Genomic DNA, 13,738 nt, shown 5'->3' on the forward strand with positions numbered 1-13,738 from the left:
GCGGCTCCGATCCATGCGTGACGTGCGGCCGCCGAGGGCCGCCCCGACACCGCGTGCGGCCCCGACAAGCCGCACCAGAACGAGGAGACACCCGTGAAGTACATGCTGCTGATCTTCAACCGGCCGGGGTTCGTCGAGGAGCTGACCGAGCAGGAGCGGCAGGAGCTGTTCGGCGAGGTCGATGAGCTCATGAAGGAGATCACCGAGCGCGGCGAGCTGGTCGTGACCGAGGCGCTCGCCGACCCGTCGACCACCAAGGTCGTGCGGGAGAAGGACGGGCTGCCCGCGGTGACCGACGGCCCGTTCGTGGAGGCGAAGGAGCACCTCGCCGGGTACCTCACCGTCGACTGCGAGAGCCTGGAGCGGGCCGTGGAGATCGCCTCGCGGTGGCCGGACGTCCGGTTCGGCGGGCGGATGGAGGTCCGTCCCGTCATGCACCACGCGGGGAGCGAGATGTGACGGTGCCCGTCGCGGTCGAGGACCTGCTGCGCGAGCTCGCGCCGCAGGTCCTCGGGACCCTCGTCCGCCGGCACGGCGTGTTCGACCAGTGCGAGGACGCCGTCCAGGAGGCGCTGCTCGCCGCGGCCGTCCAGTGGCCGGACGAGGGCGTCCCGCAGAACCCGCGCGGCTGGCTGCTGACCGTCGCGACGCGCCGGCTCACCGACCAGTGGCGCAGCGAGCGCGCGCGCCGCGACCGGGAGGCCGCCGTGGCGCTGCGCGAGGTGCCGGCCGGCGAGGACGGCCCCGGCGAGGACCGGCCCGGCGACCGCGACGACACGCTCACCCTGCTGTTCCTCTGCTGCCATCCCGCGCTGACGCCGTCCTCGCAGGTCGCGCTCACCCTCCGCGCGGTCGGCGGGCTGACGACCGCGCAGATCGGGCGGGCGTTCCTGGTGCCGGAGGCGACGATGGCGCAGCGGATCAGCAGGGCCAAGCAGCGGATCAAGGCGACCGGCGCCCGGTTCGCGCCGCCGCCCCCGGCCGAGCGCGACGACCGGCTCCGCGCGGTCCTGCAGGTCCTGTACCTGATCTTCAACGAGGGGTACACCGCGTCCAGCGGCCCGGACCTGCAGCGCGCCGACCTGACCGCGGAGGCGATCCGGCTGGCGCGGGCCGTGCACGGGCTGCTGCCCGGCGACGGGGAGGTCACCGGCCTGCTCGCCCTGATGCTGCTGACCGACGCGCGCCGGCCCGCGCGGACCGGCGCCGACGGCCTGCTCGTCCCGCTGTCCGAGCAGGACAGGACGCGCTGGGACGCCGAGGCCATCGCCGAGGGCACCCGGCTGATCACCGACGCCCTCACCTGGTCGCCGCCCGGCCCGTACCAGGTGCAGGCCGCGATCGCCGCCGTCCACGCGGAGGCGGCGCGGCCCGAGGACACCGACTGGCCGCAGATCCTCGCCCTGTACCGGCTGCTGTCGCACCTGGCGCCGAACCCGATGGTCACGCTGAACGAGGCCGTCGCGCTCGCGATGGCGCACGGCCCGCGCGCCGGACTGGACCTGCTGGCGACCCTGGACGGCGACGAGCGGCTGTCCGAGCACCACCGGCTCGCGGCCGTCCGGGCCCACCTGCTGGAGCAGGCGGGCGACGTCGCCGCCGCCCGCGACGCCTACCGCGCCGCCGCCCGGGGCACCACCAGCCTCCCCGAGCAGCGCTATCTCGAAGCCCGCATCGCACGACTCGACGGAGAAGACCACGATGGAAACGACGACGCGAACCCTTGACGTCCCCGGCGCCTCCCTGCACTACGAGGTGCGCGGGTCCGGGCCGGTCCTGCTGCTGATCTGCGGCGGGATCTACGACGCGGCGGGCTACGCCGGTCTCGCCGGCCTGCTCGCCGACCGGTACACGGTCGTGACCTACGACCGGCGCGGCAACTCCCGCAGCCCGCTCACCGGCCCGCCCGAGCGCCAGGAGATCGTCGTCCACGCCGACGACGCGTCCCGGCTGCTCGGCGCGGTGGCGGACGGTCCCGCCTTCGTGTTCGGCAACAGTTCCGGCGCGCAGATCGCGCTCGAGCTGGCGGCGCGGCATCCGGAGCAGGTCCGCGCGCTCGTCGCCCACGAGCCGCCGCTGCTGAGGCTGCTGCCGGACGCCGACCACTGGGAGTCGGTCATCGCGGACGTCGAGCGCGCCTACGAGGACGGCGGCGTTGGCCCGGCGATGGGCGTCTTCGGCGCCGCCATGGGCATGTCCGGCGGCGACGAGCCCGAGAGCGAAGGAGAGCCCGAGAGCGCGGGGGAGGCCGAGAGCGCCGGGGAGGCCGCCGGATCCTCGGAGGCCGCCGAGGCGCCGAGCCCCGAGATGCTGGAGATGTTCGCGCGGTTCGAAAAGAACACCGACTTCTTCGCGGGCTACGAGGTGCCCGGCTTCGGGCGCCACGTCCTCGACGTCGCGGCGCTGCGCGAGTCCCCGGTCCGGATCACGGTCGCCGTCGGCGCGGAGTCCGCCGGCGAGCCGCCGCACCGGGCCGGCCTCGCCCTGGCCGAGCGCCTCGGGAGGCCCGCCGAGACCTACCCCGGCGACCACGGCGGCTTCGGCGCCGAGGCCCCCGCCTTCGCGGACCGCCTCGCCAAGGCCTTCGCCTCCTGAACGCGGGGAACCGCCCCCGGCCCCTCCAGGCTGGTTCGGAGGGGGCCGGGAGTTCGGGGCGCGGGTGCGCGAGAGTCCGCGCGGGCCGGGGCGGATCCAATAGCCTGTGATTGTGAGTCTGCGCCTTTACGACACCGGTACCCGTAGCGTCCGCACGTTCGAGCCCCTGGAAGAGGGCCGCGTGGGGATGTACGTGTGTGGTGCGACGCCGCAGGCTTCTCCGCACATCGGTCATCTGCGGTCCGGCGTGATCTACGACGTGCTGCTGCGCTGGCTGCGCGCGTCCGGCTACGAGGTGACGTTCGCGCGGAACGTCACCGACGTCGACGACAAGATCATCGCGGTGGCGGCGGAGCGCGGCGTGCCGTGGTTCGCGGTCGCCGAGGGCAACCAGCGGGTCTTCACGCAGGGCTACGACCTGCTCGGCTGCCTGCCGCCGACGATCGAGCCGCGCGCCACCGGGCACGTCCCAGAGATGATCGTGCTGATCCGGCGGCTGATCGAGAAGGGGCACGCCTACACGGCGGCCGGCGACGTGTACTTCGACGTGAAGTCGTGGGCCGACCACTACGGCGAGCTGTCCAACCAGCGGCTGGAGAACATGCGGCCGACCGGCGACACCCCGAACGAGGACGCCAAGCGCGACCCCCGCGACTTCGCCCTGTGGAAGGGCGCGAAGCCCGGCGAGCCGGCCTGGGAGACGCCGTGGGGCGACGGGCGGCCCGGCTGGCACCTGGAGTGCTCGGCGATGGCGACCAAGTACCTCGGGCCCGTCTTCGACATCCACGGCGGCGGCGTCGACCTGATCTTCCCGCACCACGAGAACGAGATCGCCCAGTCGCGCGCGGCGGGCGACGGGTTCGCGCGGTACTGGCTGCACAACGGGCTGCTGACGGTGGACGGCGAGAAGATGAGCAAGTCCGTCGGGAACGTGGTGCTGCTGCCCGACCTGCTCGGGAAGGCGCGTCCGGCGGAGATCCGCTACTACCTGGCCTCCGCGCACTACCGGTCGCTGATGGACTACACCGACGCCGCGCTGGCCGAGGCGGTGTCGGCCTACCAGCGCATCGAGGGGTTCGTGACGCGGGCGAGCGAGGTCGTCGGCGCGGGTGAGCCGGCGGGATCGGTGCCCGAGGCGTTCGCGGCCGCGATGAACGACGACCTCGGCGTCCCGCAGGCGCTCGCGACGCTGCACGAGACCGTCCGCGAGGGCAACAGCGCGCTGGCGGCCGGCGACGAGGACGCGGTCCGCCGGGACCTGGCGTCCGTCCGGGCGATGGCGGGGGTGCTGGGCCTCGACCCGCTGTCGGAGCAGTGGACGCAGGGCGGCGGCGACGACCTGCGTCCCGTCGTGGACGCCCTGGTCGCGGTGGCTCTGGAGCAGCGGCAGGCGGCGCGGGCCCGCAAGGACTACGCGTCCGCCGACGCGATCCGCGACGGCCTCGCCGATGCCGGCATCGTCGTCGAGGACACCCCGCACGGCGCCCGCTGGGAGCTCAAGCGAGACTGACCGCGCCGAACCCCTGTGGGCGGGCAGCGCGGCGGGCGCTTCGGCGCGGCGCGCGCCGGTTGGTTCGGCGGCGCCGGTTCGCTGCGGCGGACGCCGGTTCGGTTCGGCGGGCGCGGCGCACTGGCCGCGGCGGATAAAATTGGACGTTCGCGGGCGTCCGCATGTGCGCGCCCCGGAGATCTCAGCCGCCCGACAAGCCGCGAGGGCGAGCACGCAATCGTCGCGAGGGGCGTACCGAACAATGGCCAAGCGCAAGGGCAAGGGTCCCACCCCCAAGGCCGAGGACCGGCACTGGCACGGCAAGCGCCAGAAGGCGCGGGCCGTCAAGAACGCCAAGCGGACCGGCACCCAGACCATGGGCCCGGGCGCGCGCGCGGCGCGGGCCGCTGAGGGCCGTCCGGCCGCGACGGGACGCCCGGCCGGGGCGCGCCGCGCGAACGGCGAGGTCCCCGAGCTGGTCACCGGCCGGAACCCGGTCGTGGAGGCCCTGCGCGCCGGGGTGCCCGGCAGCACGCTGTACGTGTCGTCGGGCACGGACGAGCGGGTCCGCGAGTCGATCCAGCTCGCCGCCGACCGCGGCATCCCGCTGCTGGAGACCGGCAAGAACGAGCTGGACCGGCTGACCGACGGGGCCGTCCACCAGGGCATCGCGCTGCAGGTCAAGCCGTACCGGTACGCGCACCCCGACGACCTGCTCACCGGGACGGCGCCGCTGATCGTCGCGGTCGACGGGATCACCGACCCGCGCAACCTCGGCGCTATCGTCCGGTCCGCGGCGGCGTTCGGCGCCACCGGCGTGGTGGTGCCGGAGCGGCGCGCCGCGGGGGTGAACGCGGGCGCGTGGAAGTCGTCCGCGGGGACGCTCGCGACGATCCCGGTCGCGCAGGCGACGAACCTGGCGCGGCAGCTGAAGGCGTACCAGAAGGCCGGCTGCTTCGTCGCCGGGCTCGACGCGCGCGGCGGCGTGACCGTCGCCGACATGGAGATCGCGGCCGGGCCGTTCGTGCTGGTCGTGGGCTCGGAGGGCAAGGGGCTCGGGCGGCTCGTCGCCGACACCTGCGACATGCTCGTCACGATCCCGATGCCGGGCAAGGCCGAGTCGCTGAACGCCGGAGTGGCCGCCGGGATCGCCCTCTACGAGGTCAGCCGCCTGCGCTCCTAACGGGCCGCGCTCCTGACAGGCATCCACCGAGGGCGCCCCTCCACAGGCCCCTTCCGGTAGCTCAAGGTCACGGGCTCGGCACTGTGATGTGTATCACTCTCTTTTCGTAAATAATCTCAACGTTCAGAGGATTGACGGTGAGGTAAGCCACGTGCTGCCATCTCAACGTTGAGGCAAACGAAGGAAGGGTGATCAGATGACCGCCATCGCGGCCCCCCGATCCCTCCGCGACCGCTACGCCGCCGACCTCGGCCTCGCGGCGCTCGCGCCCGCGAGCTGGGGCACCACCTACGTCGTCACCACCACGCTGCTGCCCGACGGCCGCCCGCTGCTCGCCGCCACGATGCGCGCCCTGCCCGCCGGGCTGGTGCTCCTCGCCGCCAACCGCCGCCTCCCCAAGGGGTCCTGGTGGTGGAAGTCCGCCGTCCTCGGCGTCCTCAACTTCGGCGCGTTCTTCCCGCTGATCTTCTTCGCCGCCTACCGGCTGCCCGGCGGCGTCGCCGCCACCATCGGATCCGTTCAGCCCCTGGTCGTCGCGGTGCTGTCGCTGCTCGTCCTGCACGCCCGCCCCGCCCGCGCCGTGTTGTACTCGGCGATCGCCGGCACCGGCGGCGTCGCGCTGCTGACCCTCACCGGCGACGCCCGCCTCGACCCGCTCGGCATCGGCGCCATGCTCACCGCCACCTCGCTGATGGCCACGGCGATCGTGCTCGCCAAGAAGTGGGGACGGCCCGAGTCCCCGATCGTCATGACGGGCTGGCAGCTCACCGTCGGCGGCCTCGTCCTCGCCCCGTTCACCCTCGCGTTCGAAGGCGTCCCCGCGTCGCTGACCGGCCAGAACGTCCTCGGCTTCCTCTACCTCGGCATCGTCGGGACCGCCGTCGCCTACGCCCTCTGGTTCCGCGGCATCGACCGGCTGCCGCCCACCTCGGTCTCCCTGCTCGGCCTCACCAACCCGATGGTCGCGACCCTCGCCGGCCTGCTGATCCTCGGCCAGACCCTCACCGCCTGGCAGATCGTCGGGTTCACCGTCGCGCTCGGCGCCCTCGTCGCCGGCCAGGCCCTCAACCGCCGGTCATGAACCGCCGCCCTGCAGCACGCTGAGGCGCCGCCGCTCCAGGAACGCGATCTCGACCTCGTCCTGTGTGCGCGCGAGCGCCTCCCCGTAGGCCTTGGCGGCCTCCACGTCCCGACCCGACCGCCGCAGCAGATCCGCACGGATCGCATGGAACAGGTAGTAGCGGTCGAGGTCGAGGGCCTCGACCAGCGGAAGCGCCGCGTCCACCCCCTCGACCTCCGCCACCGCGACCGCCCGGTTCAACGCCACCACCGGACTCGGCGCCACCGCCATGAGCTGGTCGTACAGCGCGAGCACCTGCCGCCAGTCCGTCGGCGGACGGCTGTGCACCGCATTGATCGCCGCCTGGACCTGGTACGGCCCCGGACGGTTCCGCCGCAGGCACCACCGCACCAGCTCCCGCCCCTCCTCCGCCATCGCCCCGTCCCAGAGCCCCGGATCCTGGTCCGCGAGCAGCACCAGCTCACCGCCCCGCACCCGCGCCGCCCGCCGCGACTCCACCAGCAGCATCAACCCGAGCAGCCCCCGCACCTCCGGCTCGTCCGGCAGCAGCTCCAGCAGCACCCGGCCCAGCCGGATCGCCTCCGCCGCCGTCGCCTCCCGCCGGTACCCCTCGTTGAACACCAGATAGACCACCGCGAGGACACCCGCCAGCCGCCCCGGCAGCTCCTCCGCCTCCGGCACCCGGTACGGGACCCGCGCCTCCCGGATCCGCGCCTTCGCCCGCACCAGCCGCTGCGCCATCGTCCTCTCCGGCACCAGGAACGCCCGCGCGATCTCCGCCGTCGACAGCCCGCCCACCATCCGCAACGTCAACGCCACCCGCGCCGCCATCCCCAGCACCGGATGGCAGCACGTGAACAGCAGCCGCAACCGGTCGTCCCCGACGGCCGGCTCCGGCTTCGCCTCCGCCGGACCGCTCAGCAGCACCGCCTGCGCGTGCTTCCCCGCCCGCGCGCCCTCCCGCCGCAGCCGGTCGATCGCCCGGTTCCGCGCCGTCGTGATGATCCACCCCGCCGGGCTCGGCGGCGGCCCGTCCACCGGCCACCGCCGCACCGCCTCGGCGAACGCGTCCTGCACGGCCTCCTCCGCGACGTCCAGATCCCCGAACGCCCGGACCAGCACCGCCACCGCGCGGCCGTGCTCCTCCCGGAACGCCCGCTCGACGTCGTCAGCACTCACCCTGGAAGGGTCGCACCTCCACCGGCAGCCCCGTCACCCGCGAGTACCGCCCGGCCCACCACAGCGCCTCGTCCTGGGTCTCCATCTTGACGATCGTGAACCCGCCGACGTGCTCCTTGCTCTCGGTGTACGGCCCGTCCGTCGCGATCACGTCATCGCCCTCGACCCGCACCACCGCGCTGTCGCCCGGCTCGTGCAGCGGGCACCCGAACACCCACGCCTCCGACAGCTCCAGCTCCCGCCGGATCTCCGCCAGCTGCTCCATCACCTTCTCCAGCTCCTCCGGCGGCGGCTTCTCGCCCACGGGCTGGATGATGTTGAACACGTACCGCTTCATGCGTCCTCCTGTTTCCGATAGGTCGCGATGACGACCCCGGTCGTCGTCGTGACGGCGTCCACCAGCCGCAGATTCTCCGAGAACCCCGCGAACAACCGCCGCCCCGTCCCCAGCACCACCGGATGGGTTTGCAGCAGGTACTCGTCCACCAGCCCCAGCCGCGCCAGCGACCCGACGAGCTCCCCGCTGCCGAGCACCGTCAGCCCCACCTCCCGGTCCTTGATCCCCGCCACCGCGCCGACGTCGTCCACGAGCACCGAGTTCTGCCACGGCAGCGGCTCCCGCAGCGTCCGCGACACGACGTACTTGCGCGTCCGGTTCAGCACCTCGGTGTACGGGTTGTCCTTCCGCGCGGGCCACACCGCGCGGAAGTCCTCGTACGTCCGCCGGCCGAGCAGGATCGCCCCGTCCCCGCCCATCCGCTTGCCCATCTCGGACGCCATGACCTCGTCATTCCCGGGAATCCCCCAACCACCGTGGGGGAACCCGTCCCGTTCGTCCTCGTCCGCCCGCGCCGGCGCCTGCATCACCCCGTCGAGCGTCACGTGCTCCACTACGGTCAACTTCCCCACGAGCCGATCTCCTCACCTACGGGCCGGCCCACCGCCGCCCCCTCGCCCCCTACACGAAGACCGTCCCCCCACATCGACACCGAACCCAAGAATTCAGCCGGACGACCCCGCCGCGCACGACCTCTCCCCGAAGCCCCGGCCATCCTCAAGGCGCCCCTCGGGCCGAGGCATTCGCACGCCCACTCGCCTTCACATGGCGGCCCGGGGAACCACGGCTGCCGGGCTGGCCGCTTCGTGACACCACCCTCACCAAGGTGAACGCCAGGTAAACGCGGCACGTCACAGTACCGCCGCCAGAGGAGACGCACCCGCCACGAACGACCTGGAAAGCAAGGGAAGCATTCATGCGCAACATCGTCATCGCCGCCGTCGCCGGTGCCGCCGTCGTCGCCCTCGCCGCGTGCGACCCCGCCGCGGGCACCACCCCCGAGACGCAGAGCAGCACGAAGGCCGCCGGCAAGACGTCCGGGAAGCCGAAGGCCGTGCCGATCAAGCTGGTCGCCAAGCGCGCCCACGCTTCCAGGTCCGTCCTGTCGGACGGCGGCGCGCTGTCGTGCGTGAAGGTGACGGTCACGAACCAGACCAAGAAGTCCGTCGAGGTGAACCCGCTGTACTTCAGCATCACCGACACCAAGGGCGTCAAGCACTCGGCGGACCAGGCGCTCGGCGAGTACAACGGGGAGATCGACACGACCACCCTCGCGTCGCACGAGAAGGCCGTTGGGCTGGTGTGCGGCAAGGGGAAGTTCGTCCCGAAGATCCTCGCGATGACGAATCCGCTGTTCAGCGAGGCCGCCCGAGCCGAAGTCGCCTGACGGACCCGCGCCCCGCCCCACCGGGCGGGGCGCGAAACGCGTATGCCCAGAGAAGACCGCGTCCCGTCGCCGTCGACGGGAAGGCAAACGCCGCTGGCCTGGATCGCGGTACTTCCACGCCCATGGCGGTACAGGTTTCCTTTGGAGCCGTCCTGGAACACCTCCCCGCGGATAGCGCGGCCACCGTTCTGGTGCCGATCGTGATGCCACGGCTATTGCGGTTGCACAAGCGGTACGGCGTCAAGCGACAAGGAGCCGATTAAGCCGGAAGCTCTCCCAACACCGCCCCACACGGCTGTAGGCCCAACGGCGAGGACGGTGTCTCCGCCGGTGGCCGGATAAAGACAGATATACCGGCGGACGTGAACGGGGTGCGCATGGCGGGCGTCTCAGGTGCGCGCGCGTCATCCGAATCCTGCGCTGGGAGGCCTGAAGCGTGTATCCGCCACCACCCCGGACGCCGGTCCCGCCGCCGCATCAGCCACACCACATCCCTACTGGTGGTGTCATCGTGCTTGTCGCATTGTCCTTGGTCGTCGGCATCGGGATCGGTGCTGGCGCCAAGGGATCGGGTGACCACCCGCCGACGACGTCCGCCGCAGCAGCCCCGGTGCCGATCCCTTCCGCGGTGACAGTGACGATCACCGAGTACCAGGACGCCGTTCTCCCCTCAAAGGCGCCCGCGAAAGCGAAGCCCCGCCCGAAGCCGCATCCGACGAAACAGGAACCGGCTGCACCGAAGACCGACCCGCGTTTCGGAACCTGCGCAGAGGCGAAAGCGCACGGATACGGCCCCTACGTTGAGGGTATGGACCCCGAGTACGCCTGGTACATCGACCGGGACGGCGACGGCACCGTCTGCGAGTAGCGGGCCGGCGCCGCTTTCGCGAGAAACGGCACTGCGGCCGACTCGCGTCGGCTACGCATCCGGCAAGCGCCGCCGCACCGATTTCTGTCCTCCTCCGCGCTAATCGCTTTTGGGACTTCGGACGTGCGCGGCGTTGTGGGCTCTGGTCCTTCTGGCGCTGGTCTTCGGAATCACGCTCCCTGCCGTGTGGTCTGGGAAGCCGTCACGCCGTAGAGCAGCACTCGCGTTTCTGGACCGAATGCTGACGCGACGCCGTTGACCCGCTCAAGCCTGACCAGGGCAGAGAAGCGCGCACGGCCCGATGTCGGTTCCGCACACTCTACGGCGAGGTCAGGGTGGCCATCACGCGATCCGGTTCCCAGTGGGCGCGGAACGAGGTGATCAGGCCGTCGTCATCGACCGTGTAGACGGTCAGGCAGTCGATCGTCAGGGTGGTCCCGCCGTCCAGTGTCGCGGTGATGGTGACGACGTTCGCGCATGCGGGGCCGTTGGCGAACGAGTCGCTCACACGGAAGTGGTACTTCCGCACCCGGGCGATGTTCTCGTCCCAGAACCGCTCGATCCCGTCCGGCCCGCGGTGCCCCTTGCCCTCGGGATCGAGCATCGAGGGACCGACGGGGTCCTCGATGACGGCGTCCGGGGCGAACAGCGCGAGCCACTCCTGCTTGCGCCCGGCGGCGGCCGCGTCCATCGCAGCGCGCACCGCCCGACGCGCGGGGTGGTCGCCGTCCGGTGCATCCCAGGTGACTGCGGTCATGACGCAAACTGTAACGTGTTCTCGTTTTTGGTCAACGGCCTCCACCGACCGCCGCAGTCGATGCCAGCGGCGAGCCCATCCGTCCGGCCACGGTCCCGTCGCCTGTGGCGACCCTATTCAACGGAAGCACACCGCAGCGGACGGCGTCGACCATGCGCACGTGACCCACGAGCCAAGCAAGAAGCTCCTTCAATGGTCGGAAGGGGCTTTGAGGTGGGAGTCGTCGAAGGGCCTTGAACCCGTAACCTTCTGCTGCAGGGTTCTTAAACGATCACTGGCGTCTTGCGAACCCGTCCGCGCGCTGGGTCGATGACTGGCGGCCCGTTCGAACCCATTCGCCCTGTGGCTCCCAGGGAGTCAATCTGACGACCAGCTCGCGGGCCGATCGCTGACGGCCTGTGACACCGTGTCGCCTGCGATGCTGTGCGTATGAGCTCCTCGCTTCCCGCAGGTTGGACGATTGAGCGAGTACGCACTGTTTCAGGTGACGAGAGTGCCGCAGTGTCGCCAACGAAACGGCTCGTGTCGGTTGAGGAGCGGGCCGAGCACCAACCAACGCTTGAACCGGTGCCGGCGGACGTGGTCGGAACGATCATCGAGTTCCGAGGCTGCCTCCGGCCGAGCGTCTCGTCTGCCGCCGTCCCGCGCTTCGTGCGGCCGCGCCTGACCTCGGCGGTCTCAGCTAGTTCGAGCCGCTTCGACCGGGGGCCGCAACGGTGCGGGTGGTGCTCCCGCGCGAACGGCGCTCAGCCCCTGACGGACAGATGCGCGCTGGAGTGTTCTCCGGCTCCAGGGGCTGGGGAACCACCGGTTTCTCCGGTGGCGGACGCTGAACCTTTCGAAATGACGGCCTCTACGGGGTCGGCTTCTTGTTAGAGCGGTATGACCTCTACCCGGCAGCCGTCATCGTCGAGATCGCCGTAGCGAAGGACGGCCTCGGTGGGGCGGGGAGTGGCGGTTCTAAGCGCCGGACGAATGGCCTGAAGGAGTGCCCCGGCATCAGGCCCGTAGAGATAGATCTCTGCGGCGCCCTGACCGAACTCGTGACCGGCGACCTCTCCGTCACCCGCTGCTTCAAGGACTTCTTCAAGCTGATGAGCCAGCGCGTAGATCGCTCCTCGTTCCGGCTCGGTGCCGAACCCGTCGCCAGTAAACGCGAACTTCAAGAACACGGCGTGCTCAGTAGACAACATGGGCTCCCTGAGGCGGGCAATGGACTCGCGACAGAGTAGAGGCCTTGGAGGGCGGCGGCGCGAACCCCTGGCGATCGGACGGGGCGGGCTGAAGGTGGTGTCGGCCACGCGCCGCCCGGCGCCTGGCCGCGCGGCGGCGGAGGGCGTTCTGTTCGGCGGCTGGATGCCGTGGCTCCCACGGTGGTGCGAGAGGCCCCTTGCGAAGATCGCGAGGGGCCTCTGAGCTGGGAGCCGGCGAGGGGACTTGAACCCCTAACCTTCTGTTTACAAGACAGATGCTCTGCCAATTGAGCTACGCCGGCGGGCTCGTCCCGCATCGTAGTCGACCGCGGCGGGGGTTCGCGCGGGGGTTTCGGGGCGGCGGCGCAGGTGATTCGCGGTGGTGAGCGGGCACAGGGCGTAGGTGAACATTACGGGGATCATCACCGCGATCGTCATCGGCGCGATCATCGGGGCGCTGGGGCGGTTGCTGCTGCCGGGACGGCAGCCCATCGGGATCGTGCTGACCGTGCTGATCGGGATCGTCGCGGCGATCGTGGGGACCGCGATCGCGCAGAAGGCCGGGGTCGCCACGACGTCCGGGATCGACTGGATCGAGCTGGTGTTCCAGGTCGGGCTGGCCGTGATCGGGGTCGCGGCCGTCGCGGCGTGGCGGCGGAACCGGCGGCGTACGAGATGAGCTAGCGCGAGCCCAGGGCCTTCGTGGTCTTGGGGGTGGGGGCGCCGCCGGGGCGGCGTTCCGGGGTGGGGCTGAGGAAGCCTTTCTTGCGGGCCAGGTGGACCCAGTTCGCGGCGGCGCGCCAGGGGGCGCCGCAGGCGTCGGCGAGCATGTGGACGGGGTTGGGGTAGCCGAGGTCGACGTAGGCGCAGTAGACGGCCGCGACGAGGGCGAAGAACTCGTCGGGGCGGCCCTTGCGGCCCGGGCGGGGCGCCGCCTCGACCATGCGGCGGATCTCGCGGGCCTCGGCGACGGGGAGCGCGGTGGTGCGGGCCGAGTGCAGGACGTCGCTGGTCAGCTCCGGGAGCGGGACGGCCCGGAGGGTGCCGGTGGTGAGGCCGCGGGAGACGAGGCGGGGGTCCGCGTCGGGGTGCGGGCGGATCGTCATCTCGGTGGGGCCGCCGGTCGCCGGGGCGGGCCAGCGGAGGGTGATCTCCCAGGCGCCCACGCGGATGCGCCGCTCGACCGTCATGCCGACATACTGTCAAACATTCGCGCAATTGCGCAATTGTTGGGGCGTGCGAGACTGGGGCGGTGAGCGGAGGCGGGGGAAGATGAGCGACGACCTGGCGCTGTCGCCGGCGTTGCTCCAGGAGGCGGCGGGCCGGTTCGGGATGCTGGCGGCCACGACGCGGCTGCACATCGTGTGGGTGCTGACGCACGGGGAGCGGGACGTCAGCTCGCTGGCCGACGAGGTGGACGGGACGGTGGCGGCGGTCAGCCAGCACCTGGCGAAGCTGAAGCTGGCCGGGCTGGTGCGGGCGCGCAGGGAGGGCCGGCACCAGTTCTACGTGGTCGACGATCCGCACGTGGCGGCGATCGTCCGGCAGATGGTCGCGCATCTGCGGGGTGACGCCGGACGCGCCCGTGGTCTGGGCGCCTGACCCGCCGGTCGCGGCGCCGCCCGGCCCGGCCGGCGCGGCGGCCGCGGCGGCCGCGGGGGCGGAGGGG

General features: G+C 71.9%; 16 protein-coding genes and 1 tRNA gene. 10 read left to right on the forward strand and 7 right to left on the reverse strand.

Going from position 1 to position 13,738, the window contains the following annotated elements:
* Window positions 1–102: 102 nt before the first annotated feature.
* The 6 genes from F9B16_RS06600 (at window position 103) to F9B16_RS06625 (ending at window position 6,348) form a co-directional block, all read left to right on the forward strand.
* Window positions 103–459, forward strand: coding sequence for a YciI family protein (locus F9B16_RS06600; RefSeq protein WP_225991421.1), 357 nt, complete (start codon window positions 103–105; stop codon window positions 457–459).
* A 2-nt stretch (window positions 460–461) separates the two neighbouring features.
* On the forward strand, window positions 462–1,727 hold the full coding sequence (locus tag F9B16_RS06605; RefSeq protein WP_151539094.1) for an RNA polymerase sigma factor: 1,266 nt from the start codon (window positions 462–464) through the stop codon (window positions 1,725–1,727).
* Window positions 1,702–2,595, forward strand: a complete 894-nt coding sequence (locus F9B16_RS06610) for an alpha/beta fold hydrolase (protein ID WP_151539072.1) — start codon at window positions 1,702–1,704, stop codon at window positions 2,593–2,595. Before F9B16_RS06605 ends, F9B16_RS06610 begins: the two co-directional genes overlap by 26 nt.
* A 112-nt stretch (window positions 2,596–2,707) precedes the next feature.
* Complete coding sequence (cysS, locus tag F9B16_RS06615; RefSeq protein ID WP_151539073.1) at window positions 2,708–4,105, forward strand: cysteine--tRNA ligase; 1,398 nt, start codon at window positions 2,708–2,710, stop codon at window positions 4,103–4,105.
* Between the two features lie 241 nt (window positions 4,106–4,346).
* Window positions 4,347–5,267, forward strand: a complete 921-nt coding sequence (gene rlmB / locus F9B16_RS06620; RefSeq protein ID WP_151539074.1) for a 23S rRNA (guanosine(2251)-2'-O)-methyltransferase RlmB — start codon at window positions 4,347–4,349, stop codon at window positions 5,265–5,267.
* Window positions 5,268–5,463: 196 nt separating this feature from the next.
* Complete coding sequence (locus F9B16_RS06625; RefSeq protein ID WP_151539075.1) at window positions 5,464–6,348, forward strand: EamA family transporter; 885 nt, start codon at window positions 5,464–5,466, stop codon at window positions 6,346–6,348.
* On the opposite strand, the gene F9B16_RS06630 is transcribed toward F9B16_RS06625, so the two are convergent.
* The 3 genes from F9B16_RS06630 to F9B16_RS06640 are packed head-to-tail and all read right to left on the reverse strand — an operon-like array spanning window position 6,343 to window position 8,436.
* Window positions 6,343–7,527 carry an RNA polymerase sigma factor gene (locus F9B16_RS06630; protein WP_151539076.1) on the reverse strand — a complete coding sequence of 395 codons (1,185 nt, stop codon included), beginning with the start codon at window positions 7,525–7,527 and terminating at the stop codon, window positions 6,343–6,345. The two genes, F9B16_RS06625 and F9B16_RS06630, sit on opposite strands and share 6 nt — an antisense overlap.
* Complete coding sequence (locus F9B16_RS06635) at window positions 7,517–7,864, reverse strand: YciI family protein (RefSeq protein ID WP_151539077.1); 348 nt, start codon at window positions 7,862–7,864, stop codon at window positions 7,517–7,519. Before F9B16_RS06635 ends, F9B16_RS06630 begins: the two co-directional genes overlap by 11 nt.
* Entirely contained in the window at window positions 7,861–8,436 is a 576-nt protein-coding gene (locus tag F9B16_RS06640) for a dihydrofolate reductase family protein (RefSeq protein WP_151539078.1), read from the reverse strand. The genes F9B16_RS06635 and F9B16_RS06640 overlap by 4 nt, the downstream gene beginning before the upstream one ends.
* Window positions 8,437–8,780: 344 nt before the next feature.
* On the opposite strand from F9B16_RS06640, the gene F9B16_RS06645 reads away from it, so the two are divergent.
* Both F9B16_RS06645 and F9B16_RS06650 read left to right on the forward strand, forming a co-directional pair.
* Window positions 8,781–9,251: a DUF4352 domain-containing protein gene (locus F9B16_RS06645; protein ID WP_151539079.1), complete on the forward strand. Its 471-nt coding sequence runs from the start codon at window positions 8,781–8,783 to the stop codon at window positions 9,249–9,251.
* A gap of 511 nt (window positions 9,252–9,762) precedes the next feature.
* Window positions 9,763–10,119 carry an excalibur calcium-binding domain-containing protein gene (locus F9B16_RS06650; RefSeq protein ID WP_225991419.1) on the forward strand — a complete coding sequence of 119 codons (357 nt, stop codon included), beginning with the start codon at window positions 9,763–9,765 and terminating at the stop codon, window positions 10,117–10,119.
* 319 nt (window positions 10,120–10,438) lie between these two features.
* Here F9B16_RS06650 and F9B16_RS06655 read toward each other — a convergent pair whose 3' ends face one another.
* The 3 genes from F9B16_RS06655 to F9B16_RS06665 all read right to left on the reverse strand — a co-directional run bounded on the left by F9B16_RS06655 (window position 10,439) and on the right by F9B16_RS06665 (window position 12,371).
* Window positions 10,439–10,876, reverse strand: a complete 438-nt coding sequence (locus F9B16_RS06655; RefSeq protein ID WP_151539081.1) for a nuclear transport factor 2 family protein — start codon at window positions 10,874–10,876, stop codon at window positions 10,439–10,441.
* Window positions 10,877–11,748: 872 nt separating this feature from the next.
* On the reverse strand, window positions 11,749–12,048 hold the full coding sequence (locus tag F9B16_RS06660; RefSeq protein ID WP_151539082.1) for a hypothetical protein: 300 nt from the start codon (window positions 12,046–12,048) through the stop codon (window positions 11,749–11,751).
* A 250-nt stretch (window positions 12,049–12,298) separates the two neighbouring features.
* Window positions 12,299–12,371, reverse strand: a tRNA-Thr gene (locus F9B16_RS06665).
* Between the two features lie 101 nt (window positions 12,372–12,472).
* Between F9B16_RS06665 and F9B16_RS06670 the strand changes: the two genes are divergently transcribed.
* Entirely contained in the window at window positions 12,473–12,748 is a 276-nt protein-coding gene (locus F9B16_RS06670) for a GlsB/YeaQ/YmgE family stress response membrane protein (protein ID WP_151539083.1), read from the forward strand.
* Between the two features lies 1 nt (window position 12,749).
* On the opposite strand, the gene F9B16_RS06675 is transcribed toward F9B16_RS06670, so the two are convergent.
* Window positions 12,750–13,259: a hypothetical protein gene (locus tag F9B16_RS06675; RefSeq protein ID WP_151539084.1), complete on the reverse strand. Its 510-nt coding sequence runs from the start codon at window positions 13,257–13,259 to the stop codon at window positions 12,750–12,752.
* 82 nt (window positions 13,260–13,341) lie between these two features.
* Here F9B16_RS06675 and F9B16_RS06680 point away from each other — a divergent pair, with 82 nt between their 5' ends.
* Window positions 13,342–13,671 carry an ArsR/SmtB family transcription factor gene (locus F9B16_RS06680; RefSeq protein WP_151539085.1) on the forward strand — a complete coding sequence of 110 codons (330 nt, stop codon included), beginning with the start codon at window positions 13,342–13,344 and terminating at the stop codon, window positions 13,669–13,671.
* Window positions 13,672–13,738: the final 67 nt, after the last annotated feature.

Source organism: Actinomadura montaniterrae (genome assembly GCF_008923365.1).
In the GTDB taxonomy this organism is placed as follows: Bacteria; Actinomycetota; Actinomycetes; order Streptosporangiales; family Streptosporangiaceae; genus Spirillospora; species Spirillospora montaniterrae.

Excerpts from the sequence above, each read along its gene's own strand:
- F9B16_RS06600 (WP_225991421.1), top strand. The coding sequence starts at position 103 with ATGCTGCTGATCTTCAACCGGCCGGGGTTCGTCGAGGAGCTGACCGAG.
- F9B16_RS06610 (WP_151539072.1), top strand. The coding sequence starts at position 1,702 with ATGGAAACGACGACGCGAACCCTTGACGTCCCCGGCGCCTCCCTGCAC.
- F9B16_RS06680 (WP_151539085.1), top strand. The coding sequence starts at position 13,342 with ATGAGCGACGACCTGGCGCTGTCGCCGGCGTTGCTCCAGGAGGCGGCG.
- F9B16_RS06655 (WP_151539081.1), bottom strand. The coding sequence starts at position 10,876 with ATGACCGCAGTCACCTGGGATGCACCGGACGGCGACCACCCCGCGCGT.
- F9B16_RS06635 (WP_151539077.1), bottom strand. The coding sequence starts at position 7,864 with ATGAAGCGGTACGTGTTCAACATCATCCAGCCCGTGGGCGAGAAGCCG.
- F9B16_RS06675 (WP_151539084.1), bottom strand. The coding sequence starts at position 13,259 with ATGACGGTCGAGCGGCGCATCCGCGTGGGCGCCTGGGAGATCACCCTC.
- rlmB (WP_151539074.1), top strand. The coding sequence starts at position 4,347 with ATGGCCAAGCGCAAGGGCAAGGGTCCCACCCCCAAGGCCGAGGACCGG.
- F9B16_RS06625 (WP_151539075.1), top strand. The coding sequence starts at position 5,464 with ATGACCGCCATCGCGGCCCCCCGATCCCTCCGCGACCGCTACGCCGCC.
- F9B16_RS06645 (WP_151539079.1), top strand. The coding sequence starts at position 8,781 with ATGCGCAACATCGTCATCGCCGCCGTCGCCGGTGCCGCCGTCGTCGCC.